Genomic DNA, 25,020 nt, shown 5'->3' on the forward strand with positions numbered 1-25,020 from the left:
CCGTCAGCGCGACTGCGGCGCGTCCGGAACCGCCGGCTGGGCGGGGGCCGGCTGCGCGGGCGCCGGCTGGGCCGGGGCGTTCGCGGGCGCCCGGTCCTGCTGCTGGCGCAGCGTGTCGAGAAGGTTGTCGGCACCGGTCGGCTGCTTGGCCGGCTGGCCGGAGGTCTGCGGCGCGCCGGTGTCGAGGATCGACTTCGGCGCCACCGAGCGGTGCGACAGGATCGCGAGGGTCAGACTGGTGGCGAAGAACAGGGCCGCCAGGATCGCGGTGGCCCGCGTCAGGGCGTTGGCCTGGCCGCGGCCGGTCATGAACCCGCCGACGCCGCCACCGCCGCCACCGCCGCCGAGCCCGAGTCCGCCCTCGGAGCGCTGGAGCAGCACGACGCCGATCAGCGCGAGCACGATGATGAGGTGGACGACGATCAGGACGGTCTGCATCGGTGTTCCGGGATCTTCTTCAGCGCCGCGCGCCGGCAGCGGGCACCGGAAGACGAACGCACGAGGGCCGGGGCCCGCGATCGTCCACGAACCGCCCCGACACACGGGCGTGCGGCGGGGGCTTCGGGGGACGCTTCGGGCGGACCGGCCGGAATTCGGCGACGGCATACACCACCGGTCGCCCGCCGCCAACCTGACGCGAGCGGCCGAGTGTCCGCTCCGACCCTCGCCTTCGCCCGCGCACCGTGCTCTCTGCCGGGGAAGGGCGGCCGACCGAACGCGCCGCCCGGTCCGGGAGGCAAGCCATGTCCGTGTCACGCCGTGCGGCGCTCGCCGCCGCCATCGCCGCACCCGTCCTGATCCGCCCGGGCTCCGGCTCGGCGGCCGCAACCGATCCCGCCGCCCGGGGCGCCGCGGTCGAGCAGGCGGTCGACGCCCTCACCAAGGCTCTCCTCGCCGCCGACGGTCCGGCCCTCGACGCCCTGACCCTCGATGGGCTGAGCTACGGCCATTCCAGCGGTCAGGTGCAGGACAAGGCGGCCTTCATCGAGACGCTGACCAGCAAGCGCTCGACCTTCCCGAGCATCACCCTGTCGGACCGCTCCGTCTCGGTGGTCGGCGACGACGCCATCGCGCGGCACGTCTTCACCGGCGAGGTGGTCTCGGGCGGCAAGACGTCGCCGGTCCATATCGGCGTGATGCAGGTCTGGCACAGCGACGGCGGCCGCTGGCGGCTGCTCGCCCGGCAGGCCTTCAAGATCTGACGGTGGCGCGGCGCGTCTGTCGCGCCGCGCTCCGACAGGATTCGCGGTCCCGCGCTCAGGCGTAGGCGGCGCAGATCCCCAGGAAGTCCTCCGCCACGAGGCTTGCGCCGCCCACGAGCGCGCCGTCGACGTTGTCCACCGACAGGAGTTCCTTGGCGTTCCCGGGCTTCACCGAGCCGCCGTAGAGGATGCGGATCTTCTGCGCCTCGTCGCCCACGAGCTTGTCGAGCATCTCCCGCAGGGAGGCGTGGACCTCGGCGATGTCGCGCGGCGTCGGCGTCCGCCCGGAGCCGATCGCCCAGACCGGCTCGTAGGCGATCACCGTGTCGGCCGCCGTCGCGCCCTTGGGCAGGCCGATGGCGAGCTGGGCGCGGACGATGTCGAGGGCGCGGCCCTGCTCGCGCTCCTCGATGGTCTCGCCGACGCAGACGATGCCGCACAGGCCGGCGCGGCGGGCGCCCAGCGCCTTGGCGTGGACCCCGTCGTCGGTCTCGTGGTGGTAGGCCCGGCGCTCGGAATGGCCGACGATCACGTACTTGGCGCCGAGATCGGCGAGCATCTCGGCCGAGATCGAGCCCGTGAAGGCGCCGCTCGGCCGGGCGTGCAGGTTCTGGCCGCCGATCGCGATCGGCGATCCGGCCGCCGCCGCCACGCAGGATCCGATCAGCGTCGCCGGCGGGCAGATCAGGACGTCGATGCGCGACGCGAGGTCCGGCGAGAGCCCGTCGCGAATCGCCTCGACAACCTGGATGGATGCCCGGGTCCCGTTCATCTTCCAGTTGCCAGCGACAAGCGGCTTGCGCCCAGACTGCGTCATTCCTGCCCTCGCTCCGCCGCGGCTTTCTCGAAGTCGCCGGGGCCTACCAGAGCGAGCTTGAGCGTGCAAACGGCCGGGACCGCCCGAGCCTTTGCCTGTGGACGCGAATGGTCTATCGCGGTCGGCTCTCAGGGACAGCGCCGGCCCGGCGACGGGGCGGCTGCCGAAGGTACTCGATCACAGACCATGCTTCAGGGCATCCGCAACGCCAGCCAGCACTGGCTCGGCAAGATCGTCTTGACGATCATCTTCACGCTGCTGATCGCCGGTGTCGGCATCTTCGGGGTCGAGGAGTTCTTCCGCGGCGGCGCGAGCAACAAGGTGGCCACGGTCGGCAGCACGCCGATCACCGCCGAGCAGGTGCGCCAAGCCTACCAGAACCAGCTGCAGCGCTATCAGACCCAGCTGAAGCGTCCGCTGACGCCCGACCAGGCGCGGATGCTCGGCCTGGACCGGCAGGTGATGTCCCAGCTGATCACCGAGGCCGCCCTCGATCAGAAGACCCAGGATCTCGGCCTCACGGTGCCGGATTCCTCGGTGATCAAGGCGATCCACGAGGAGAAGAGCTTCCAGAACCAGCAGGGTCAGTTCGAGCCGCAGCTCTTCTATCAGACCCTGCAGCGCGCCGGCCTCAACGAGGCCCTGTTCGTGCGCGAGCAGCGCTCGGTGATCGCCCGCCTCCAGCTGGCCGAGGCGGTGTCGTCGGACCTGCACGTGCCGCTCGCCATGCGGGAGGCCGTCCATCGCTACACCACAGAGCGCCGCGCGGCCGCCTACCTGATGCTGACGCCCTCGGTGGCCGGCCAGATCCCCGATCCGACGGACGAAGAGCTGAAGACCTGGTACGAGGCCAACAGGTCCGGCTTCCGGGCGCCGGAGTTCCGGGCGGCCAACCTCCTCGTGGTCGAGCCCGAGGCGATGGCGAAGCCCGACGCGATCACCGAGGCCGACGCCCGCGCCGCCTACGCGTTGAACAAGGACCGCTACGGCACGCCCGAGAAGCGCACCATCCAGCAGATCGTGTTCCCCGACGCGGCCGCCGCCGAGGCGGCCCGCAAGGCGATCACGGACGGCTCCAAGACCTTCGACGCGGTGGCCGCAGAGCGCGGCACCGACGAGAAGGACCTGACCCTCGGCACGCTGACCAAGAGCGAGCTGTTCGACAAGGCCGTCGCCGACGCCGCGTTCGCGCTGCCGGAGGGCGGCGTGAGCCAGCCGGTCCAGGGCCGGTTCGGCACCGTGCTGCTGCGCGTGACCAAGATCGAGGCCGGGACGGTGAAGCCGTTCGAGGCGGTGGACGGCGAGATCCGCAAGGCCCTCGCCCTGGCCCGCGCCCGCGACGCCATGGAGACCACCCGCGACGCGATCGAGGACCAGCGGGCCGGCGCCAAGCCGCTGGCCGACATCGCGGCCGAGCGCGGCCTCAAGGTCGTCGCCGTGAAGGCGGTGGACGTGAACGGCAAGGGACCGGACGGGCAGCGGATCACCGACATCCCGGACCCCGAGACCACCCTGCCGGCCCTGTTCCGCGCCGAGATCGGCGGCGACAACGAGCCCCTGCGGACCAAGACCGGCGGCTACGTCTGGTACGACGTCACCGGGATCAACGCCGCCCACGACAAGCCCCTCGACGAGGTCAAGGACGGCGTGAAGGCCGGCTGGACCGCGACCGAGATCGCCAAGCGCCTGCAGGCCAAGGGCCGCGAGCTCGTCGAGAAGATCAACAAGGGCGAGACCATGGAGGCCGCCGCCCAGGAGGTCGGCGTCAACCTGCAGGAAGCGCAGGATCTCGCGCGCAACCAGGCCAAGGGCATGCTCACGGCCGACGTCGTGAACCTGATCTTCGCGACCCCGGTGGGCAAGGCCGGCACGGCGGCCGCCGGCGATTCGCGGGCGGTCTTCAAGGTCACGGCGGCGACGGTGCCGGCCTTCGTGGCCGACAGCCCGAGCGACAAGCAGATCACGCAGAGCTTCCAGGCGGCGCTCGCCGACGACGTGCTGTCCGAGTACATCAGCGAGGTCCAGAAGAACGCCGGCGTGAAGGTCGATCCGGCGGCTCTGCGGCGCGCCATCGGCGGCGAGTACTGAGGCATGGCCGACGCGCCCGATTACGCGGCCTTCGCGGCGCGCTACGAGGCCGGGCAGCCGAGCCTCGTGGCGGTGAGCCTCGTCGCCGATCTCGAGACGCCGGTGGCGGCGTTCCTCAAGCTGCGCGCCGGCCATGCCGGGCCGGCCTTCCTGCTCGAATCGGTCGAGGGCGGCGCCGTCCGCGGCCGGTACTCGATGATCGGCCTCGATCCGGACCTGATCTGGCGCTGCCGGGCGGGCGCGCCCGCGATCGCGCGCGGGGCCGATCTCACGCGGTTCGAGCCGGATTCGCGGGCGCCGCTGGCGAGCCTGCGGGCCCTGATCGCCGAGAGCGCCATCGGCGAGTCGGACGGCCAGGATCTGCCGCCGATGGCCGCCGGCCTGTTCGGTTACCTCGGCTACGACATGGTCCGCGCCATGGAGCGGCTGCCGGAGCCGAACCCGGATCCCCTCGGCGTGCCGGACGCGATCCTGGTGCGCCCCCGGGTGATGGTGGTGTTCGATTCGATCCGCGACGTCATCACGGTCGTCTCGCCGATCCGGCCCGCCCCCGGCACCGCGGCCCGGGCCGCCTACGAGGACGCGCTGCAGCGCGTCGACCGGGTCGCCGCCGCCCTCGAGGGGCCGCTGCCGATCGAGGCGCGGGTGGACCTCTCGGCGGTCGCCCCGCCCGAACCGGTCTCGAACACGCCGCCGGACGACTTCTTCGCCATGGTGGCGCGCGCCAAGGAGTACATCGTCGCGGGCGACGCGTTCCAGGTGGTGCTGTCTCAGCGGTTCTCGGCGCCGTTCACGCTGCCGGCCTTCAGCCTGTACCGCTCGCTGCGGCGGACCAACCCGGCGCCGTTCCTGTGCTACCTCGATTTCGAGGGCTTCCAGATCGTCTGCTCCTCGCCGGAGATCCTGGTGCGGGTGCGCGACGGCGTGGTCACGGTCCGCCCGATCGCCGGCACGCGCCGCCGCGGCGCGACCCCGGCCGAGGATTCCGCCCTCGCCGAGGAGCTGCTCGCCGACCCGAAGGAGCGGGCCGAGCACCTGATGCTGCTCGACCTCGGCCGCAACGACGCCGGCCGGGTCTCGCGGATCGGCAGCGTCCGCGTGACCGACTCGTTCTTCATCGAGCGCTACAGCCAGGTCATGCACATCGTGTCGAACGTCGAGGGCGACCTCGACCCGCGCCACGATCCCCTGGACGCCCTGGCGGCGGGATTCCCGGCCGGCACGGTCTCGGGCGCCCCGAAGGTGCGGGCCATGGAGATCATCGATGAGCTGGAGCGCGAGAAGCGCGGGCCGTACGCCGGCTGCATCGGCTATTTCGGCGCGCGGGGCGAGATGGACACCTGCATCGTCCTGCGCACCGCGGTGGTGAAGGACGGGACCATGCACGTCCAGGCCGGGGCCGGGATCGTCTACGATTCCGATCCCGCCTCCGAGCAGCAGGAATGCGTCAACAAGGCCAAGGCGCTGTTCCGGGCCGCCGAGGAGGCGGTGCGCTTCGCCGCGCAGGCCAAGCGCGGGCAGTAGGGCGCACGCGCGGCTGCCCCGCCGTCCGACGCCAACGGTTGACCGCGCGGGTGCGAGCGGTCACATCGCCTGCATGCCCGAGCGTGCCGCCGCGATGCCCAACGTCCTCGTCATCGACAACTACGATTCCTTCACGTGGAATCTCGTGCACCTGATCGGGCCGCTCTGCGGCGCGGTCGAGGTCGCGCGCAACGACGCGCTCACGATCGCCGACATCCGCGCCAGGGCGCCCGACGCCATCGTGCTGTCGCCCGGGCCGTGCACGCCCACGGAGGCGGGGATCTGCCTCGACGTGGTCCGCGACCTGTCCGAGGAGATCCCGATCTTCGGCGTGTGCCTCGGCCTCCAGGCGATCGGCCAGGCCTTCGGCGGCGACGTCGTGCGCGCGCCGCTGCCGCTCCACGGCAAGGTCTCGACCATCCGGCACGGCGCGCGCGGCCTGTTCCGCGGCCTGAACGACAGTTTCGAGGCGACCCGCTACCACTCCCTGGTGGTCGACCGCGCGACCTGCCCGACGGCCCTGCGGGTCACCGCCGAGGCGGACGGCCTGATCATGGGCCTGGAGCACGCCGACCGGCCGCTCCACGGCGTCCAGTTCCACCCCGAGAGCATCCGGTCGCAGCACGGCACGGAGATCGTGAAGAACTTCCTCGATCTCGCCGCCGCCTGGAACACGGCGCGTGACAGGACGCGTGCCGACGTGCATTGACGCCGGGGGCCGGGGCGGCCCTCCGTAAGAACCCATGGACAGCTTCAGACCCCATCTCGCGAAGGTCGCCGGGGGCCTCGCCCTCGACCGCGCCGAGGCCCGCGCCGCCTTCGACGACCTGCTGTCGGGCGAGGTCACGCCGGTCCAGGCCGGCGCCTTCCTGACCGCCCTCAAGGTGCGCGGCGAGACCGTCGAGGAGATCGTCGGCGCCGCCGAGGCCATGCGGGCGCGCATGACCCGCGTCGCGGCGCCCGCGAACGCCGTCGACGTCGTCGGCACCGGCGGCGACCATTCCGGCAGCGTCAACGTCTCCACTCTGGCGGCGATCGTCGTGGCCGCCTGCGGCGTGCCGGTGGCCAAGCACGGGAACCGGGCGGCGACCTCGCGCTCCGGCGCCGCCGACGTGCTCGCGGCCCTGGGCGTGCGGCTCGGGCTCGACCCCGCCGCGCAGGCCCGCTGCCTCGCCGAGGCGGGCCTCTGCTTCCTGTTCGCGCAGGCCCACCACCCGGCCATGCGCCACGTCGCGGCGGTCCGGTCCGAACTGCCCGTGCGGACGATCTTCAACCTGCTGGGGCCGCTGAGCAACCCGGCCGGCGTCGGCTATCAGCTCTTCGGCGTCGCCCAGGAGGCCCTCGCGGAGCCGCTGACGCGGGTCCTGGCCGAGCTCGGCTGCCGCCGGGTCTGGACCGTCCACGGGTCCGACGGGCTCGACGAGATCACCGTCACGGGCCCGACGCGGGTGGTCGCCCTCGACGAGGGGCGGCTGTCCCACTTCACCATCGACCCGCGCGACCTCGGTCTGGCGCTGCGCGCGCCCGAGGAGCTGCGCGGCGGCGACCCGGCCGACAACGCGCGGTCCCTGGAGGCCGTCCTGGCGGGTGCGCGGAACGCCTACCGGGACATCGCGGTCCTCAACGCGGGGGCGGCGCTCGTGGTCGCGGGGGCCGCGCAGGCCCTGGCGGACGGCGTCGCGCAGGCGCAGGATGCCGTCGATTCCGGGGCCGCCCGGGCGACGCTCGCCCGCCTCGTCCGGGCCTCGAACGACCACTCCAACGGGCAGGAGGGCCGATGAGCTCGCTGACGCACGAGGCGACCCCGGAGACCGGCGCCGGGACGCCGACCGAGCGGCCGAACGTCCTCGCCCGCATCGAGGCCTACAAGCGCCGCGAGATCGCCGAGGCGAAGCTGCGGGTGCCGCTCGCCAAGCTGGAGCGGAAGGTCGCGCAGGCGGAGCCGGTGCGCGGCTTCGCGGCGGCGATCCGGAGCCATCTCGGCGCGGACCGCCCGGCGCTCATCGCCGAGGTGAAGAAGGCCTCGCCCTCGAAGGGCCTGATCCGCGCCGATTTCGACCCGGCAAGCCTCGCCGCCGCCTACGAGGCCGGCGGCGCCACCTGCCTGTCGGTGCTGACCGACGAGCCCTCGTTCCAGGGGCGGCCGGAGTACCTGACGGCGGCGCGCGCCGCCTGCGCGTTGCCCGTCCTGCGCAAGGATTTCCTGTTCGAGCCCTATCAGGTCTACGAGGCCCGGGCCTGGGGTGCCGACTGCATCCTGGTCATCATGGCCTGCCTCGACGACGACGAGGCCGTCGCCCTGGTCGAGACGGCGCACCTCCTCGGGATGGACGTCCTGGTCGAGGTGCACGACGAGGCCGAGCTGGCGCGGGCCATCCCCCTCGGCACGGCGCTGATCGGCATCAACAACCGCAACCTCAAGACCTTCGAGGTCTCGTTCGAGACCGCGATCCGACTGGCGCCGGGGATCCCGGCGGACCGGATCGCCGTGGCCGAGAGCGGGATCGGCGACCACGCCGACGTGGTCCGGCTGCGGGACAACGGCCTCGGCGTGGTGCTGGTCGGCGAGAGCCTGATGCGGCAGCCGGACGTCGCGGAGGCGGCCCACGCCCTGCTGTTCGGCGCCGCGGAGGCCAAGGGCGGCAAGCCGCGGAAGAAGGCGTAAGGCATGCGGCCGGGCTCGACGCTGACCCATCTCGACACCAGCGGCGCGGCCAACATGGTCGACGTCACCGACAAGCCCGCCACCGACCGGACGGCCCGGGCGGAAGGCCAGATCGTGATGAAGCCGGAGACCCTGGCCCTGATCCGCGAGGGCGACGCCAAGAAGGGCGACGTGATCGGCACGGCCCGGCTCGCCGGCATCATGGCGGCCAAGCGCACCCACGAGCTGATCCCGCTCTGCCACCCGCTGCTGCTGTCGAAGGTGCGGGTCGAGTGCGAGCCCGACGACGCGCTCCCGGGCCTGCGCATCGCCGCCGAGGTCCGGGTCCAGGGCCCGACCGGCGTCGAGATGGAGGCGCTGACCGCCGTCTCGGTGGCCTGCCTGACGGTCTACGACATGGTGAAGGCGGTCGATCGCGGCATGCGGATCGAGGGGATCCGGCTGACCGCCAAGGACGGGGGCCGCTCGGGCACCTACCGGGCCCCGGCGGAATGAGCGGCCTGATCCCGGTCGCCGAGGCGCTGGCGCGGGTGCTCGCGAGCGTCACCGCGCCGGTCGAGCCGGAGACCGTCCCGCTGGCGCAGGCCTGCGGCCGGACGCTCGCCGCGGACGTCGTCGCCTCACGGACCCAGCCGCCGTTCCCGGCCTCCGCCATGGACGGCTACGCCGTGCGCGGCGCCGACGCCGGGGAGGTCGGGGCGATCCTGCGGCTGATCGGCGCCAGCGCGGCCGGTCACGGCTTCTCCGGCCGCATCGGCCCGGGCGAGGCGGTCCGGATCTTCACCGGGGCGCCGGTGCCGGAGGGCGCGGACGCGATCCTGATCCAGGAGAACGCCGCCGCCGAGGCGGGCGCGGTGCGCGTCCTGGAGCCCGTGGAGCCGGCGCGGTTCATCCGCCGGGCCGGCCTCGACTTCACCGCCGGCGAGACCCTGATCCCGGCCGGCATGAGCCTCGATGCGCGGCGGCTGGCGCTTGCCGCGGCGGCCGGTCACCCGCGCCTCCCGGTCCGCCGCCGGCCGCGCGTCGCGATCCTCGCCACCGGTGACGAGCTGGTGGAGGCGGGCGCGACGCCCGGCTGGGACCAGATCGTCGCCTCCAACAGCCTCGCGCTCGGTGCCCTCGCCGCCGAGGCGGGCGCCGACATCGTCGATCTCGGCATCGCGGGGGACGACCACGACGCCCTGGCGGACGCGTTCCGTCGCGCCCGCGCGGCGCGCGCCGACCTGCTGATCACCCTCGGAGGCGCCTCCGTCGGCGACCACGATCTGGTTCAGGCCGCGCTCGCCAAGGAGGGGTTGGAGCTCGGCTTCTGGCGGGTCGCCCTCCGGCCGGGCAAGCCGCTGATGCACGGCCGCCTCGGCGACATGCTGGTCATCGGGCTGCCGGGCAACCCGGTCTCGTCCATCGTGTGCGGGCTCCTGTTCGTGGTGCCCGCCATCCGCGCGCTCCAGGGTGATCCGCGGGCCGGTGCCGACCGGAGCGAGCCGGCGACGCTCGGCCGCGACATGCCGGAGAATGACGGCCGGGCCGACTACATGCGGGCGAGCCTCGCCCTCGAGCCCGACCGTCTACCGGTCGCGACCGCCGAGCGGCGTCAGGACTCGTCGATGCTCGCCGTCCTCGGACGGTCCGAAGCCCTGCTGATCCGCGCCCCGCACGCGCCGGCCGCGCGCGCCGGCGATCCCTGCCGGATCATCCGCCTCGATCGGCGCCTGCTCTGATCGTCAGGGCGCGACGCGCCAGACCTTGAGGGGACCGGGCACGTCCAGCGGCACGAGGCGCGCGCTCCCGGCCGTGCCCGCGGCGAGCCGCGTGGCGAACGCCGTCTCCGCCTGAAGGTCCTCGGCCGGCCGGGCCGGGCAGGCGACGAGGTAGCGGACGTCGAACGCCGTCAGCACCCGGTCGAGGTCGGCCTCGGTGCCGCCCAGCCCCTCGATCGCCGCCGTGAGGCCGGGAATGGCCCGGTGATAGGGCGCGGCGACGATGCTGTGCGGGGTGCGGAGGAGGATCGACGGCCCCATGAAGATCGGGGCGAGCACGGTGCCTTCCGGCAGGTGCGCCAGGGGGCGGACCGCGGTGTCGCCGAGGCAGGCATTGGTCTCGGCCGCGTCAGGCGCGGTGCGCAGGCCGGGCGCGAGGGTCTCCGCCAGGAGCGCCGGGATCATCCAGAGGCTGCTGACCATCGCGGCGCCGAGGAGCGCGACGGGCCAGCGCCGCGCCCCGGCCGGCAGGGCTGCCCGTGCCAGCGCGCGGTCGAGGACCACGCCCGCCACCAGCGGCACGAAGCCGGAGACGATGTAGAGTCCGCGGAACTGCGCGACGCCGAGGATCAGCCCCGGCCACAGGAACAGCGCGACCACCGACCAGGCCCGGCGTTCGGGGCCGCGCCACGCCATCCCGGCGGCCGTGAGGCTCGCGAGGATCACGACCGGGTAGAAGACCAGCGCCTCCCACTGGCCGCGGGCCACGAACTTCGCCAGCGGCGCCATCTCGTTGACCGTGAGCAGCCAGTGGATCCGCACCAGCGGCGGCATGTCGGGGAACGGGCCGCCGAGGCAGGACGGGAAGGCGGCGGCGAACCCGGCCAGCAGGACGCTGCCCGCGAGGCCCGCCAGGGCGAGGCGCGCCGGGACCGTCGCGAGGCGCTCGCCCGCGGCGGCGGCGATCGCGGCGAGGGCGAGGCCGCCCAGGGTGAGCCAGAGCCAGGGTGGCGAGAGCGCGTCGCAGTGGGAGACACCCCAGAGCGAGGGGGCCGTCTGGACGGCGAACAGCGCGGGGGCGGCGAGGCCGAGACCCAGGCCGAAGCCCGCGAGCGACGCCAGCGCGGGCCGTCCGCGCAGGCACCAGTCGCCCGTGAGGAAGAGGGCCGCCAGCGCGACGAAGGGCAGGCCCTCGAGCCCGATCGCCAGCGACACGGCCGCCAGGATCCCGCCGATCAGGCCGGGTCGCAGGCCGCCGCGGATCATGCAGAAGGCGAGACCGATCATCGAGAGAATCTGCAGATTGTGGTGGTCCACCCGCCCCGCCTGGAACTGGATCGTCACACCGAAGGTCTGCGTGGCCGCGATCAGGGCCAGGAGCGCGGCACGGCTGCCGAAGCTGTGCCGGACGCCGCGATACAGGAGCCAGCCGTAGAGCCCGAAGAGCAGCACGGGCCAGAGTGCCGCCGTCAGGCCCTCGGCGAGCGCGGAGCCCGTCAGGGGCGTGAGCGCCAGGATCAGGCCGGCGATCGGCGCGTCGACGAGGCGCGACCAGTGGCTCGGCACGCCGCCCGGGGGCAGGAATCGGTACTGGACGTTGTCGTACCAGCCCTGGCCGGCCAGCAGGTCGCGGACTTCCACGAGGCGCATCGCGTCGTCGGTATCCGGGACGCGCAGGTGCTGGACGGTTTCCCAAACCGCGTGGGGCGCGTTCATCGTCGCGATGCACAGGGCGGCGAGGATCCACAGCAGCGTGCGGGCCTCGATCCGCCCGCGCGGTCGGGAGAGGGGTAGCGCCGGAGCCGGCATGTTTGGTGGATCACCCGGGCGGGCGGTCGATGCCCTCGCCGGCATGCTCGCGCGGTTCCGCTTAACGCGCGGTCAAAGGGCACCGGACGCGCGGCCCGGCCGTCGATCCGGCCCCGCGGCGCCAGCGATTCCTTAACCACGACCGGGCATCCTGGCGACCGGTCGGCGTCCTGCGCGTCGCGCGCCGCACCAATCGCCGGAGCATGGGATGAGCCACCACACCGAGACGCTGGTGATCGGCGCCGGGCCTGCGGGTCTGACTGCCGCCTACCTGCTGTCGAAGAAGGGCCGCTCCGTCACCGTCCTGGAGCGGGATCCGGCGCAGGTCGGCGGGATCTCGCGCACCGTCTCGCACAACGGCTACCTGTTCGACATCGGCGGCCACCGGTTCTTCTCGAAGTCCCAGGCCGTGGTCGATCTCTGGGACGAGATCCTCCCCGACGACTTCATCGAGCGCCCGCGCCTGTCGCGGATCTACTATCGCGGGCGCTACTACGCCTACCCGCTGAAGGCCTTCGAGGCTCTGCGCAACCTCGGGATCCTCACCAGCGCGGCCTGCGTCGCCTCTTACCTCTACGCCCGCCTGCGGCCGGTGGCGGAGCCCAAGACCTTCCACGCCTGGGTCCGCAACCAGTTCGGCGAGCGCCTGTTCTCGATCTTCTTCAAGACCTACACCGAGAAGGTGTGGGGCATGTCGTGCGACGCGATCTCGGCCGACTGGGCGGCGCAGCGCATCAAGGGGCTCGACCTCGGCGCGGCGATCCGCGACGGCATCAAGCGGTCGCTGGGCCTGCGCAAGGCGCCGAAGGCCGGCGGCCCCGTCATCAAGACTCTGATCGAGTCGTTCCGCTATCCCCGCCGCGGCCCCGGCATGATGTGGGAGGCGGCAGCCGCCAAGATCCGCGCCCAGGGCGGGCAGCTGAAGCTCGACCGCGGCGTCGACTCCCTCAGCTACGATGCCGGAACCGGCATCTGGACGGTGGCGGCCCGCCGCTCGGACGGCAGCCGCGAGACCTTCACGGCCCGCAACGTCGTCTCGTCCGCGCCGGTCCGCGAGCTCGTCGACGCCATCCGCCCGCGGCCGCTCAGCACCTTCAACGCCCGGGCGCTGAAGTACCGCGACTTCCTGACGGTGGCGCTCATCGCCAAGTCGGACAAGAACTTCCCGGACAACTGGATCTACATCCACGACCCGTCGGTGAAGGTCGGCCGGGTGCAGAATTTCCGCTCCTGGTCGCCCGAGATGGTGCCGGACGCGGACCACACCTGCTTGGGCCTGGAGTATTTCTGCTTCGAGGGCGACGGCCTCTGGAACGCCGACGATTCGGAGCTGGTGGAGCTCGCCAAGCGCGAGATCGGTCAGATCGGCCTGATCGACCCGGCCGACGTCGTCGATGCCTGCGTGGTCCGCCAGCCGAAGGCCTACCCGGTCTACGACGAGGAGTATGCCGGCCACGTCGTCACCGTGCGGCGGGAGCTGGAGCGGGATTTCCCGAGCCTGCACCTCGTGGGCCGCAACGGCATGCACAAGTACAACAATCAGGACCACGCGATGATGACCGCGATGCTGACCGTGGAGAACATCCTCTGCGGCCGGCGTCGGCACGACGTCTGGCGGGTGAACGAGGACGCCGAGTACACCGAGTCCGGCGTGTCCGGGGCCGACGTCGCCCTGGGCAGCGAGCGCCTCGTGCCGCGCAAGGTGGCCTGAGGCCAGTTCCGGTCGGCCTCCCGTCTTTGCGAGCGAAGCGAAGCAATCCAGGGCGGCGCTGAGCGCCTCGAAGTCGCGCTGCCCTGGGTCGCTTCGCTTCGCTCGCGATGACGGAGGGTGCGACCCCACTGAGGTGACGATCGGAAACCCCGCGGACAGCGACAGGGCTCCTGCCGCGTCACCGGCGCGGCTTGCCGGTCTCTGCGGCGCCCCTATCGTTCCTTCCCGGTAATGCCCTGGTCCAAGGGCCGCCGGGAGGATTCTATCGATGCGATCTCTGCTTCTCGCCGCGCTCTTCGCGGGCGTGGCCATGCCGGCGGCGGTGCTCCCCGCCCTGGCGCAGGGTGCGGCCCCTGCCGAGACCAAGGCCAAGACCGACGACCTCGAGAAGCTCCAGGGCTTCCACAGCACCGACACCCAGGCCGCCGCGGAGATCCCGCAGACCGGCCGCCGCCCCGACGCGATCCGCAAGAACCTGTCGAAGATCAAGCTGCCGGACGGCTTCAAGATCGACCTGTACGCGGTGGTGCCGGACGCCCGCGCCATCGCGGTCGGTCCCAATGCCGGGGTGCTTTTCGTCGGCACGCGCAAGAGCAAGATCTACACGGTCACCGACCGCGACAAGGACCGGGTCGCCGACGAGGTCCGCCCCTTCGCGCCGGGCATCACGTTCAAGATCCCGAACGGCGTCTGCTTCTCGAAGGACGGCGTGCTCACCGTGGTCGAGCAGAACCGCGTCCTGGCCTTCCCGGCCGCCGAGTTCTTCTACGAGAACCCGGACGTCGCCGCCGGCGTGCTGGTCAAGCAGGGACAGCTGATCCCGGCCTCCGAGGAGAGCTTCAACCACACCGCCCGGGTCTGCCGGGTCGGTCCGGACGGCAAAACCTACATCGCGCTCGGCCAGCCCTACAACGTGCCGCCCGCCGAGAAGGCGGACCTCTACAAGAAGACCGGCATCGGCGGCATCATCCGCATCGACGCCGACGGCAAGAACCGCGAGGTCTACGCGACCGGCATCCGCAACTCCGTCGGGATGGATTTCAATACCGACAAGTCGCTGTGGTTCACCGACAACCAGGTCGACGGCATGGGCGACGACAAGCCGCCGGGCGAATTGAACCGCTCCACCAAGGCGGGCGAGAATTTCGGCTTCCCGTGGTTCGGTGGCGGCTCGGTCCGCACGGTCGAGTACAAGGACCAGACCCCGCCGGCCGACGCCGTCGCCCCGCAGGCCGAGTTGCCGCCGCACGCGGCCGATCTCGGCATGACCTTCTACAACGGCAAGCAGTTCCCGGCCGCCTACAAGGGCGGGATCTTCATCGCCGAGCACGGCTCGTGGAACCGCACCGAGCCGGTGGGCGCCCGGGTGATGTTCGCCAAGCTCGGGGCCGACGGGAAGGTCGAGTCGGTCAAGCCGTTCGCGGAAGGGTGGCTCACCGGCGACGGCGAGTATCTCGGCCGCCCGGTGGACGTCGCGGTGATGCTCGACGGCTCGCTGCTGGTCTCGGACGATTCCGCCGGGGCGATCTACAGGATCTCCTACGAGAAGTAGTCTCTTGTGACCTGGCGCCTCTCCGCTCGTGAGGCGCCAGGTCGCGGAAAGCCGCAACGCGCCCTCTCTGACGTTCGGGAGAGGGCGCGCGCGTCCCCTTCCGACGCGAGCGGACAAGTCTTCACTGATCTCAGAGTTCGAGCCCGCCCGATGATCCGCCCGCTTCTCGTCCTCGCCGCCACCCTCGTCCCGCTCTCGGCGCAGGCCGGCGACGCGGCCGCAGGCAAGAAGCGCGCGACCGCTTGCCAGACCTGCCACGGCATGGACGGGCTCTCGAAGCTGCCGGAGGCGCCGAACCTCGCCGGGCAGGTTGAGCCCTACCTCGTGAAGGCGCTCACCGAGTACCGCGACGGCAAGCGGCAGAACGAGATCATGAACGTGGTTGCGAAGGAGCTGTCGGACGCCGACATCGCCAATCTGGCGGCGTACTACGCGGGCATCCAGATCGACGTGCTGCCGCCGGGGTAAGCGGCACCGCCGTCTTTGCGAGCGGAGCGAAGCAACCCAGTTGCGCAACGCTCACCGATGTCGCGCGACCCTGGTTTGCTTCGCTCCGCTCGCAATGACGCGGTGGATCAATCGTCCATCTTCAGGGCGGCGATGAACGCCTCCTGGGGGATCTCGACGCGCCCGAACTGGCGCATCTTCTTCTTGCCTTCCTTCTGCTTGTCGAGAAGCTTGCGCTTGCGCGAGATGTCGCCGCCGTAGCACTTGGCGGTGACATCCTTCGACAGCGCCCGGATGGTCTCGCGGGCGATGATCTTGCCGCCGATCGCCGCCTGGACGGGGATCTGGAACAGGTGGCGGGGGATCAGGTCCTTCAGCTTCTCGCACATGGCCCGGCCGCGCGACTCGGCGCGGGTGCGGTGGACCAGCATCGAGAGGGCGTCCACCGGCTCGGCATTCACCAGGATCGACATCTTCACGAGGTCGCCCTCGCGGTAATCCGACACGTGGTAGTCGAACGAGGCGTAGCCCTTCGAGATCGACTTCAGCCGATCGTAGAAGTCGAAGACGACCTCGTTCAGCGGCAGGTCGTAGACCACCATGGCGCGCTTGCCGACGTAGTTGAGGTCGATCTGCACGCCGCGGCGGTCCTGGCAGAGCTTCAGCACGCCGCCGAGATACTCGTCGGGCGTCAGGATCGTGGCGCGGATCCACGGCTCCTCGATCGTCTCGATCTTCATAATGTCCGGCATGTCGGCCGGGTTGTGCAACTCCTTGGTCTCGCCGTCGCGCATCTTCAGGTGGTAGACCACCGAGGGCGCCGTGGAGATCAGGTCGAGGTTGAACTCGCGCTCCAGCCGCTCCTGGATGATCTCCAGGTGCAGGAGCCCGAGGAAGCCGCAGCGGAACCCGAAGCCCAGCGCCGCCGACGTCTCCATCTCGTAGGAGAACGAGGCGTCGTTGAGCCGGAGCTTGCCCATGGCGGAGCGCAGGTTCTCGAACTCGGCCGCGTCTACCGGGAACAGGCCGCAGAACACCACCGCCTGGACCTCCTTGAAGCCCGGCAGCATCTCGGTGGTCTGGCGCTTGTCCTCGGTGATCGTGTCGCCGACGCGGGTGTCGGCCACCTCCTTGATCGAGCCGGTGAAGAAGCCGACCTCGCCCGGTCCCAGGGCGTCGATGTCGGCCATCTTCGGCCGGAACACGCCGATCCGGTCGACGCCGTAGACGGCGTCGGCACCCATCATGCGGATGGTCATGCCCTTCTTGAGGGTGCCGTCGATGATCCGCACCAGCACCACGACGCCGAGATAGGCGTCGTACCAGCTGTCCACGAGCAGCGCCTTCAGGGGCGCGTCGCTCCTGCCCTTCGGCGGCGGCAGGCGGGTGACGATCGCCTCGAGCACAGCCTCGATGTTGAGGCCGGTCTTGGCCGAGATCGGCACGGCATCGGAGGCGTCGAGGCCGATCACCTCCTCGATCTGCTCCTTGACCCGGTCCGGCTCGGCGGCGGGCAGGTCGACCTTGTTGAGGACCGGGACGATCTCGTGGTTGGCGTCGAGCGCCTGGTAGACGTTGGCGAGCGTCTGCGCCTCGACGCCCTGCGAGGCGTCGACCACCAGGAGCGAGCCCTCGCAGGCGGCGAGCGAGCGCGAGACCTCGTAGGCGAAGTCCACGTGGCCGGGCGTGTCCATCAGGTTCAGGACGTAGTCCTTGCCGTCCTGGGCCTTGTACTCCAGGCGCACGGTCTGCGCCTTGATGGTGATGCCGCGCTCCTTCTCGATGTCCATCGAGTCGAGCATCTGCTCGCTCATGTCGCGGAGCGCGACCGTGCCGGTGGCCTGGATCAGCCGGTCGGCCAAGGTCGATTTGCCGTGGTCGATATGCGCGACGATCGAGAAGTTGCGGATGGTGTCGATCGGGGCTGTCATCGGCATTCCGTTCGGGCGCGCGCCGGCGCGCACCGTCTGACGTCAGGACGTGTTCGGATGGAGCGGCTCCCGCGCGAGATAGCAGCGCGGCGGGAAGGCGCCAAGCGCGGCCTGAGCGCCCGGGGGGGGGCGGGCTCGGTCGGTGATCGCACGCAAGCGAACGGGGGCCGGAACGAGCCGGCCCCCGGGTCACGATCGTGTCTGGCGCCGAGGAGCGATCCGGCTCAGCGACCGCGGTCGCGGATCAGTCGCTCGATCTCGGCCTCGCCGTGGGAGCGCGCCTTGGCCTCGGTCGGATGCTTCCGGTCCGAGCGCTGGTGCAGCTTGCCGTGCTTGCGGATGCTCCACTGGAACAGGGAGCCGCTCTCGCCGACCGGCTCCACGTCGAGGCTGAAGGGGTAGGTATCTGTCTGGGTATCGCTCATGGGGCCGATATGGGGCGGTCAGCGACCTTTCGCCATGCCTGATCGTCAAGTCCTTGCGCGTTTACGCGTCCGCACCGGTCGCGCGCGCCCGCGCGGCCATGGCAACGAGGCTTTTGCGCAGCGCACCCATGTCGGTGACGCGCTCCGGGTAGGGGACGCGCACCGTGCGGTCGGCCGCCATCAGGTCCATGCCCTCGGCGTCGAGGCCGGTGAGTCGCCAGGGCAGGTCAGCCGCGCCGCCGGCGCCGGCGGCGTAGAGCGCCAGCGCGTCGGCGTGGTCGGCGTTCATGTGCTCGACGGCGCCGCGCTCGCCCGCCACGATCGCCTGCGCGTCCGAGAGGTCGAGGAGGAGCTGGTCGCGGGTCAGGGTCGCGGCCTTGGCGAAGCCGCCATTGAGGTGGCCGGCCTCCGGCGCCAGGGCGAAGAATCCGAAATCCGGGAAATCGGCGTAGAGCTTGGCCTTCGGGTGCCGGGCCAGGAACCGCTCCCGGGCCCGCGCCTCGGCGGTCTGCAGAGCGCGTCCGACCACGGTCAGGCGGGGATGGGCGAGCGGGTCACCCTTGCCACCCTGCGAGAACAGCAGCGAGCAGCGCGGGTCGGCCAGCAGGTTGCGGGTGTGGGCCGACAGCCGCGACAGCAGCATCAGCGGCGTGCCGTCCGCGTCGGTGGCGATGGTGACGAGGGAGGCGAAGGGCGTGCCGTCCGGCTCCAGGGTCGCGAGCGCCCCGGACCGGACGCTGCGCAGGAGCGTGCGCGCCAGGCCGATCGCGTCGAACGGCGCCGCCTCGGCCGGCAGCGGACGGGCCGGTCCGCCCGCGCCGGGACCCGTGTCGATCGTCTCGCCCATGCGCGATTCCTCCCCTCCGGACAGCCGCCCGGTTTCGCCGCCACGTTAGCGGCGCCGCGTCGGCGGCGCGAGGCACCGCGACCGCGTCAGATGGGCCGCGGAAGGACCGGTGCGCTCCCGTGTTACGGCCAAGCTATGACCGCCGCTCGCTTTTTCCGATCGGCCGTACTAAAGCACCTGTCCCTTTGCGTGTGCCGGGCTGCGCCCAAACTGCCCGGTTCGCGTTTTTGTCTGCCCCCTCGGGGCCGGGACGTGGCGCGGCCTGTGCGAAGAGCCGGGACCGCGCCTGAGCCCGTTCAGTCAGGGACCGCGCATGCCGACCATCGCCCTCGTCGACGACGACCGGAACATCCTCACCTCTGTGTCGATCGCGCTGGAGACCGAAGGCTACCGCATCCAGACCTACACGGACGGGGCCTCCGCGCTGGACGGTCTGCGCCACTCCCCGCCCGATCTCGCGATCTTCGACATCAAGATGCCGCGCATGGACGGGATGGAGCTTCTCCGACGCCTGCGGCAGAAATCTGACCTTCCCGTGATCTTTCTGACGTCGAAGGACGAGGAGATCGACGAGCTGTTCGGCCTCAAGATGGGCGCGGACGACTTCATCCATAAGCCGTTCTCGCAGCGCCTGCTGGTGGAGCGGGTGAAGGCGGTGCTCCGGCGCTTCGCCAAGGAGGCCCCCGGCAGCACGCCCCGCGGCGAGGCCGAGGTCGCGGCCCGGTCGCTCGAGCGCGGCGCGCTGATGATGGATCCCGAGCGGCACACCTGCACGTGGAAGGGCGAGCCGGTGACGCTGACGGTCACGGAGTTCCTGATCCTCCAGGCGCTCGCCCAGCGCCCCGGCGTCGTGAAGAGCCGCAACGCGCTCATGGACGCGGCCTACGACGACCAAGTCTACGTCGATGACCGGACCATCGACAGCCACATCAAGCGGTTGCGGAAGAAGTTCAAGGTCACCGACCAGAGCTTCGACATGATCGAGACGCTCTACGGCGTAGGCTACCGCTTCAAGGAGGCGTGATCTCCAGGATCAGCCCCGTGGCCGCACGTACCCAGACCCAGACCGAGGATGCCCCGCCCCGCGCCTCCCTGGCCCAGACCCTGTCCCGACCGCTCGGCTGGCCCCGCGCCGTGTGGGAGGCGGTCGGCCAGCGCGCCTCGTCGAGCCTGACGCGCCGCATCGTCGTCCTCAACCTCGTCGGGCTGATCGCGCTCCTCGTCGGGTTCCTCTACCTCAACCAGTTCCGCCAGGGCCTGATCCAGGCCCGGATCCAGAGCCTCGCCATCCAGGGCGAGATCATCGCGGGGGCGATCGCCGCCTCGGCCTCGGTGGACACCGACACGATCCGCATCGATCCCGACAAGCTGCTCCAGCAGCAGGCCGGCGAGGCGGCGGAGGAGGAATCGCAGCCGCTCGCCTTCTCGCTGAACCCCGAGAAGGTGGCGCCGCTGCTGTCGCGCCTCGTGACGCCGACGGGCAACCGCGCCCGGGTCTACGACCAGGAGGGCGGCCTCCTGTTCGACACCCGCACCCTGTTCAAGCGCGGCGATGCCAGCCGGCCCGACCCGCTCGAGCCGAAGCCCCACAAGCCCGGCATCCTCGAATCCGCCTTCGAGGCGGTCCAGTCCAAGCTCGGCGGCCTGTTCCGCAGCCGGTCCGAGACCACCGAGGAGACGGGACCGGTGAACGGGCACTCGCTCCGGGAGGTCCAGGCGGCGCTCGGCGGCAACCGCGGCAGCCTCGTGCGCCGGAACAAGCTCGGTGAGACCACCGTCTCGGTGGCGGTGCCGATTCACCGGGCGGGCTCGGTCCGCGGCGCCCTCCTGATCTCGACTCAGGGCGACGCCATCGACCGGGTCATCGCTTCGGAGCGGTTCGGTCTGCTGCAGGTCTTCCTCGTCGCCTCGGCGGTGATGGTGGTGCTCTCGTTCCTGCTGGCGGGTGCGATCGCGGGACCGGTCCGCCGCCTCGCGGAGGCCGCCGAGAAGGTCCGCATGGGTATCAAGACCCGCGAGGAGATCCCGGACTTCACCGAACGTACGGACGAGATCGGCCACCTGTCGGGCGCCCTGCGCGACATGACTCAGGCCCTCTACCGGCGGATCGACGCGATCGAGAGTTTTGCGGCGGATGTCAGCCACGAGTTGAAGAACCCGCTGACCTCGCTCCGCAGCGCGGTCGAGACACTGCCGCTCGCCAAGACCGACGAGTCCCGTGGCCGGCTGATGGCGATCATCCAGCACGACGTGAAGCGCCTCGACCGTCTGATCAGCGACATCGCCGACGCCTCGCGCCTCGACGCGGAGCTCGCCCGCGCCGAGGCCCGGCGCGTCGATCTCCGGCGGCTGCTCACCACCGTCGTGTCGGTCGCCAACGAGCGCCGGCGCCCGAAGGATTGCCTGATCCAGCTCGACGTCGAGGCGACGGGCTCTGAGCAGGACGCGCCGTTCACGATCATCGGCCACGACAGCCGGCTCGGGCAGGTGGTCAACAACCTCCTCGACAACGCCCGCTCGTTCTCGCCGACCGACGCGAAGGTCCGGGTCGTGCTGCGCCGCGTGCGCGGCGAGGTCGAGATGATCTGCGAGGACGAGGGACCTGGCATCCCGGAGCACGCCCTGGAGCGGATCTTCGAGCGCTTTTACACCGACCGGCCGGAGCAGGGTTTCGGCCAGAATTCCGGCCTCGGCCTGTCGATCTCCCGCCAGATCGTCCAGGCCCATCGCGGCACGATCCGCGCCGAGAACCGGCCCGGCGCCCCCGACGAGGACGGCGAGCCGACGGTGCGCGGCGCCCGCTTCATCGTGCGCCTGCCGGCGGCGCCGCGGCAGCTCCACGCCTGATGGTCACCCTGCACGGCGCCTGCGTCGCGCTGTGCGGGGCCGGGATCCTGATTCGCGGTCCCTCGGGTGCGGGCAAGTCCAGCCTCGCGCTCCTGCTCGCCGCCGCGCCGGACGGCGCCTTCGTGGCGGACGACCGGGTCGTCTGCGCGATTCGCGACGGGCGAATCACGGCCGGTCCCCATCCCGCGCTCGCCGGACGTGTCGAGGTCCGCGGCCAGGGGATCCTGTCGGCGGCCGATCTCGGCCTGGCGGTGCGGCCGGAGGCGGTGCTGCATCTCGCCGTCGACCTGGTGGAGACGGCACCGCGCCTGCCCGAGCCGCCGGAACCCGCCGACATCCTCGGCCTCGCTGTTCCGCGCCTCGTCCTCGATCGGGGTGCGCGGGCGGCCGGCCTCGCACCGCTCCTGGTTCGTGCGGCGCTGCGAAAGCCGCGGCCGTGACTTCGCAGCCGCACAGGCGCCTCGATTCGCCCAAGACTGGTATCCCCCATGGCGCACACGCGGCGGCCGTGGCATGATCGCACCAATGTCCGGGCAAAAAAGTCGCGATCGCCTTGTGGGGGGCTGTGCGATGCACAACATGGCGGCACACACAGGACGTTGGAACACGTGTCGATGATTGGCATGGTGCTCGTCACCCACGGACTCCTGGCGACCGAGTTCAAGGCCGCGCTGGAGCACGTGGTCGGTCCACAGGATCAGATCGAAACGATCACGATCGGGCCGGAGGACGATATGGAGCTGCGACGCCGGGACATCATGTCCGCGGTCTGTCGCGTGAATACCGGGGACGGTGTGGTGGTGCTGACCGACATGTTCGGGGGCACGCCGTCGAACCTCGCGCTGTCCTGCATGAACGGCGGATCGGTCGAGGTCGTGGCGGGGATCAACCTGCCGATGCTGATCAAGCTGGCCAGCGTCCGCGACGAGGAGAAGCTCGGCGACGCCGTGCTGCACGCGCAGGAAGCCGGCCGCAAATACATCAACGTCGCCTCGCGCGTCCTGGCGGGCAAGTAGTTCTCCGGGATCAAGCTTCCAGGACGGCCGCCGGCGGAGCCGCGCGCCGCGCGCTCACGGTGATTCCCACCGATGCCGCGATCACCAGCGCGATCGCCAGCCACTGGACGGCGCTGATTCGCTCTCCCAGCAGGACCAGACCCGCGCAGGCCGCCACGGCGGGCTCCAGGCTCATCAGCACGCCGAAGCTCTTCCGGTCCAGGCGGCGCAGGGCGACCATCTCCAGTGAGTAGGGCAGGGCGCTCGACAGCAGCGCCACCGCGAAGCCGGCGATGAGGAGTCCGGGCGCGAGCAGGGCCGGTCCGGCCTCCGCCACGCCGAACGGCGCCACGACGAGGGCCGCCGTCAGCATGCCCAGGGACACGGCCTGGCCGCCGTCGATCCGCCCCGCGCGCTGCCCGAACAGGATGTAGAGCGCCCAGCACAAGGCCGCGCCGAGATCGAGGGCGACGCCGACCGGGTCGAGGCCGTCCGCGCCGGCGATCGGCAGCAGCAGCGCGAGCCCGGCCACCGCCACGCCGATCCACAGGAAATCCGAGCGGCGGCGCGACGCGATCAGCGCGACCGCCAGCGGCCCGACGAATTCGATGGCCACGGCCGGCCCGAGCGGCAGCCGTGCCAGCGCGAGGTAGAACAGGAGGTTCATCAGCCCGAGGGCCGTCCCGTAGAGGGCGATCCAGCCGGCCTCGCGTGCCGGGAGGCTGCGCCGCCAGGGCCGCCAGACGGCGATCAGGATCAGCGCCGAGAAGCCGACCCGGAGGGCCGAGGTCCCCGCCGCGCCCAGCGCTGGGAACAGGCTTTTGGCGAAGGTCGCGCCGCACTGGAGCGACACCATGCCGGTGACCAGCGCCGCCACGGACAGCACCGTATCGCCGAGGCCGAACCTGTTGCGTGACACGGGGGCGACATTCCTGAGGACCGGGATCCGGCGCGGGCATAGCAGATGCCGGGGCCGCCGCGGCCCACGCTCGGCCTCATGGCACACGCCATCCTCGCGCACGGCTCGCCGTCCCGGGCCAGCGGAGCGTCCGCCGGCCCGGCGTCGTCCGTGACCGGCCCTTACAGGATGAAGCGGCTCAGATCCGCGTTCGAGGCCAGATCCTGCACCCGGTCGCGCACGTAGGCCGCGTCGATCGGCACCGTCTCGCCGGACCGATCGGTGGCGGTGAAGGAGATCTCGTCGATCACCCGCTCCAGCACCGTCTGGAGCCGGCGCGCGCCGATATTCTCCACCGAGGAGTTCACCTCCACGGCGACCCGCGCGAGGGCGTCCACGGCGTCGTCGGAGAAGGTGAGGGTGACGCCCTCCGTCTCCATCAGCGCGACCGTCTGCTTGAGAAGGCTCGCCTCGGTGGCGGTCAGGATCTGCTTGAAATCGTCCACCGTCAGCGGCTGCAATTCCACCCGGATCGGCAGGCGGCCCTGCAGTTCGGGGAGGAGGTCCGCCGGCTTCGAGACGTGGAAGGCGCCCGAGGCGATGAACAGCACGTGGTCGGTCTTCACCGGCCCGTGCTTGGTCGCGACGGTCGTCCCCTCGATCAGCGGCAGCAGGTCGCGCTGCACGCCCTCGCGCGAGACGTCGCCGGACGAGCGGCCCTCGCGGGCGCAGATCTTGTCGATCTCGTCGAGGAAGACGATACCGTTGTTCTCGACCTCGCGGATCGCCTCGCGGACGAGCGCCTCGTCGTCGACCAGCTTGTCGGATTCCTCGGCCATCAGCGGCGCGTAGGCGTCCCGCACCAGCACACGGCGCGGCTTGCCGCGCTGGCCGCCGAGCGCTTTGCCGAGCATGTCGCTGATGTTGATCGCGCCCATCGAGGCGCCCGGAACGCCGGGAATCTCGAACATCGGCATGCCCGCGGGGGCGCCGGAGGTCAGCTCCAGCTCCACTTCCTTGTCGTCGAGTTCGCTGTTGCGGAGTTTGCGCCGGAAGCTGTCGCGGGTGGCCTGGCTCGCCGTCGGGCCGACGAGCGCGTCGAGGATCCGGTTCTCGGCGGCGGCCTCGGCCTTGGCCTTCACGCCCTCGCGCTTCACCTGCCGCGTCAGGCCGATCGCCACCTCGACGAGGTCGCGGACGATCTGCTCGACGTCGCGGCCGACGTAGCCGACCTCGGTGAATTTGGTCGCCTCGACCTTCAGGAATGGCGCGTTGGCGAGCCGGGCGAGGCGGCGCGCGATCTCGGTCTTGCCGCAGCCGGTTGGCCCGATCATCAGGATGTTCTTGGGCGCGACCTCCTCGCGGAGCGGACCGGTCAGCTGCTGGCGCCGCCAGCGGTTGCGCAGCGCGATCGCCACGGCGCGCTTGGCGTCGTGTTGCCCGACGATGAACCGATCGAGTTCGGACACGATCTCGCGGGGAGAGAACGTCGTCACCGCTTTGCCATCCCTGTTCCCGGCCCGAAAACGGCCCCGCGCCGGGAATGGGGTCGCGCGCGGCCC

At 71.4% G+C, this 25,020-nt stretch carries 23 protein-coding genes; 15 read left to right on the forward strand and 8 right to left on the reverse strand.

What is annotated here, in order from left to right; genetic code table 11:
* Positions 1 to 3: 3 nt before the first annotated feature.
* Positions 4 to 438 (reverse strand): preprotein translocase subunit SecG, encoded by a 435-nt coding sequence (gene secG / locus C4T42_RS19985; protein ID WP_103985737.1) that lies wholly within the window; start codon positions 436 to 438, stop codon positions 4 to 6.
* 305 nt (positions 439 to 743) lie between these two features.
* Here secG and C4T42_RS19990 point away from each other — a divergent pair, with 305 nt between their 5' ends.
* Positions 744 to 1,202 carry a nuclear transport factor 2 family protein gene (locus C4T42_RS19990; RefSeq protein ID WP_103985738.1) on the forward strand — a complete coding sequence of 153 codons (459 nt, stop codon included), beginning with the start codon at positions 744 to 746 and terminating at the stop codon, positions 1,200 to 1,202.
* Positions 1,203 to 1,257: 55 nt separating this feature from the next.
* Here the strand turns inward: C4T42_RS19990 and tpiA are convergent, their stop codons facing one another.
* The gene (gene tpiA / locus C4T42_RS19995; protein ID WP_020094621.1) at positions 1,258 to 2,019 is read right to left on the reverse strand and encodes a triose-phosphate isomerase; all 762 of its coding nucleotides are present in this window, start codon (positions 2,017 to 2,019) and stop codon (positions 1,258 to 1,260) included.
* Between the two features lie 186 nt (positions 2,020 to 2,205).
* Here tpiA and C4T42_RS20000 point away from each other — a divergent pair, with 186 nt between their 5' ends.
* The 7 genes from C4T42_RS20000 to glp all read left to right on the forward strand — a co-directional run bounded on the left by C4T42_RS20000 (position 2,206) and on the right by glp (position 10,017).
* Positions 2,206 to 4,107: a peptidylprolyl isomerase gene (locus tag C4T42_RS20000; RefSeq protein WP_103985739.1), complete on the forward strand. Its 1,902-nt coding sequence runs from the start codon at positions 2,206 to 2,208 to the stop codon at positions 4,105 to 4,107.
* Between the two features lie 3 nt (positions 4,108 to 4,110).
* The gene (trpE, locus tag C4T42_RS20005; protein WP_103985740.1) at positions 4,111 to 5,631 is read left to right on the forward strand and encodes an anthranilate synthase component I; all 1,521 of its coding nucleotides are present in this window, start codon (positions 4,111 to 4,113) and stop codon (positions 5,629 to 5,631) included.
* Positions 5,632 to 5,725: 94 nt separating this feature from the next.
* Entirely contained in the window at positions 5,726 to 6,340 is a 615-nt protein-coding gene (locus C4T42_RS20010) for an aminodeoxychorismate/anthranilate synthase component II (protein ID WP_103985741.1), read from the forward strand.
* A 34-nt stretch (positions 6,341 to 6,374) separates the two neighbouring features.
* Positions 6,375 to 7,412 carry an anthranilate phosphoribosyltransferase gene (trpD, locus tag C4T42_RS20015; protein ID WP_103985742.1) on the forward strand — a complete coding sequence of 346 codons (1,038 nt, stop codon included), beginning with the start codon at positions 6,375 to 6,377 and terminating at the stop codon, positions 7,410 to 7,412.
* A complete protein-coding gene (gene trpC, locus C4T42_RS20020; protein ID WP_020094616.1) occupies positions 7,409 to 8,296 on the forward strand; it encodes an indole-3-glycerol phosphate synthase TrpC in 888 nt (295 codons plus the stop codon). The genes trpD and trpC overlap by 4 nt, the downstream gene beginning before the upstream one ends.
* Before the next feature lie 3 nt (positions 8,297 to 8,299).
* Positions 8,300 to 8,791, forward strand: a complete 492-nt coding sequence (gene moaC / locus C4T42_RS20025) for a cyclic pyranopterin monophosphate synthase MoaC (RefSeq protein ID WP_020094615.1) — start codon at positions 8,300 to 8,302, stop codon at positions 8,789 to 8,791.
* A complete protein-coding gene (gene glp / locus C4T42_RS20030) occupies positions 8,788 to 10,017 on the forward strand; it encodes a gephyrin-like molybdotransferase Glp (protein WP_020094614.1) in 1,230 nt (409 codons plus the stop codon). Before moaC ends, glp begins: the two co-directional genes overlap by 4 nt.
* Before the next feature lie 3 nt (positions 10,018 to 10,020).
* Here the strand turns inward: glp and C4T42_RS20035 are convergent, their stop codons facing one another.
* A complete protein-coding gene (locus C4T42_RS20035; RefSeq protein ID WP_103985743.1) occupies positions 10,021 to 11,805 on the reverse strand; it encodes a hypothetical protein in 1,785 nt (594 codons plus the stop codon).
* 208 nt (positions 11,806 to 12,013) lie between these two features.
* On the opposite strand from C4T42_RS20035, the gene C4T42_RS20040 reads away from it, so the two are divergent.
* The 3 genes from C4T42_RS20040 to C4T42_RS20050 all read left to right on the forward strand — a co-directional run bounded on the left by C4T42_RS20040 (position 12,014) and on the right by C4T42_RS20050 (position 15,536).
* Entirely contained in the window at positions 12,014 to 13,516 is a 1,503-nt protein-coding gene (locus tag C4T42_RS20040; RefSeq protein WP_020094612.1) for an NAD(P)/FAD-dependent oxidoreductase, read from the forward strand.
* 268 nt (positions 13,517 to 13,784) lie between these two features.
* Positions 13,785 to 15,068 carry a PQQ-dependent sugar dehydrogenase gene (locus tag C4T42_RS20045; RefSeq protein WP_020094611.1) on the forward strand — a complete coding sequence of 428 codons (1,284 nt, stop codon included), beginning with the start codon at positions 13,785 to 13,787 and terminating at the stop codon, positions 15,066 to 15,068.
* Between the two features lie 150 nt (positions 15,069 to 15,218).
* A complete protein-coding gene (locus C4T42_RS20050; RefSeq protein WP_091680759.1) occupies positions 15,219 to 15,536 on the forward strand; it encodes a cytochrome c in 318 nt (105 codons plus the stop codon).
* 107 nt (positions 15,537 to 15,643) lie between these two features.
* On the opposite strand, the gene lepA is transcribed toward C4T42_RS20050, so the two are convergent.
* The 3 genes from lepA to C4T42_RS20065 all read right to left on the reverse strand — a co-directional run bounded on the left by lepA (position 15,644) and on the right by C4T42_RS20065 (position 18,718).
* Positions 15,644 to 17,446 carry a translation elongation factor 4 gene (lepA, locus tag C4T42_RS20055; RefSeq protein WP_042669970.1) on the reverse strand — a complete coding sequence of 601 codons (1,803 nt, stop codon included), beginning with the start codon at positions 17,444 to 17,446 and terminating at the stop codon, positions 15,644 to 15,646.
* Between the two features lie 224 nt (positions 17,447 to 17,670).
* A complete protein-coding gene (locus C4T42_RS20060) occupies positions 17,671 to 17,871 on the reverse strand; it encodes a hypothetical protein (protein ID WP_010682254.1) in 201 nt (66 codons plus the stop codon).
* 61 nt (positions 17,872 to 17,932) lie between these two features.
* Positions 17,933 to 18,718, reverse strand: coding sequence for a DUF2470 domain-containing protein (locus C4T42_RS20065; protein ID WP_103985744.1), 786 nt, complete (start codon positions 18,716 to 18,718; stop codon positions 17,933 to 17,935).
* Positions 18,719 to 19,031: 313 nt separating this feature from the next.
* Between C4T42_RS20065 and C4T42_RS20070 the strand changes: the two genes are divergently transcribed.
* The 4 genes from C4T42_RS20070 (at position 19,032) to C4T42_RS20085 (ending at position 22,581) form a co-directional block, all read left to right on the forward strand.
* The gene (locus C4T42_RS20070) at positions 19,032 to 19,742 is read left to right on the forward strand and encodes a response regulator transcription factor (protein ID WP_020094607.1); all 711 of its coding nucleotides are present in this window, start codon (positions 19,032 to 19,034) and stop codon (positions 19,740 to 19,742) included.
* 17 nt (positions 19,743 to 19,759) lie between these two features.
* A complete protein-coding gene (locus tag C4T42_RS20075; protein ID WP_020094606.1) occupies positions 19,760 to 21,565 on the forward strand; it encodes a sensor histidine kinase in 1,806 nt (601 codons plus the stop codon).
* A complete protein-coding gene (locus C4T42_RS20080) occupies positions 21,565 to 22,005 on the forward strand; it encodes an aldolase (protein ID WP_103985745.1) in 441 nt (146 codons plus the stop codon). The genes C4T42_RS20075 and C4T42_RS20080 overlap by 1 nt, the downstream gene beginning before the upstream one ends.
* Positions 22,006 to 22,179: 174 nt before the next feature.
* Complete coding sequence (locus C4T42_RS20085) at positions 22,180 to 22,581, forward strand: PTS sugar transporter subunit IIA (RefSeq protein WP_010682249.1); 402 nt, start codon at positions 22,180 to 22,182, stop codon at positions 22,579 to 22,581.
* 10 nt (positions 22,582 to 22,591) lie between these two features.
* On the opposite strand, the gene C4T42_RS20090 is transcribed toward C4T42_RS20085, so the two are convergent.
* Positions 22,592 to 23,479, reverse strand: a complete 888-nt coding sequence (locus C4T42_RS20090) for a DMT family transporter (RefSeq protein WP_020094603.1) — start codon at positions 23,477 to 23,479, stop codon at positions 22,592 to 22,594.
* Positions 23,480 to 23,640: 161 nt separating this feature from the next.
* Positions 23,641 to 24,954, reverse strand: a complete 1,314-nt coding sequence (gene hslU, locus C4T42_RS20095; protein WP_103985746.1) for an ATP-dependent protease ATPase subunit HslU — start codon at positions 24,952 to 24,954, stop codon at positions 23,641 to 23,643.
* Between the last annotated feature and the right edge of the window lie 66 nt (positions 24,955 to 25,020).

Source organism: Methylobacterium sp. 190mf (assembly GCF_900107945.1).
Taxonomy (GTDB): Bacteria; Pseudomonadota; Alphaproteobacteria; order Rhizobiales; family Beijerinckiaceae; genus Methylobacterium.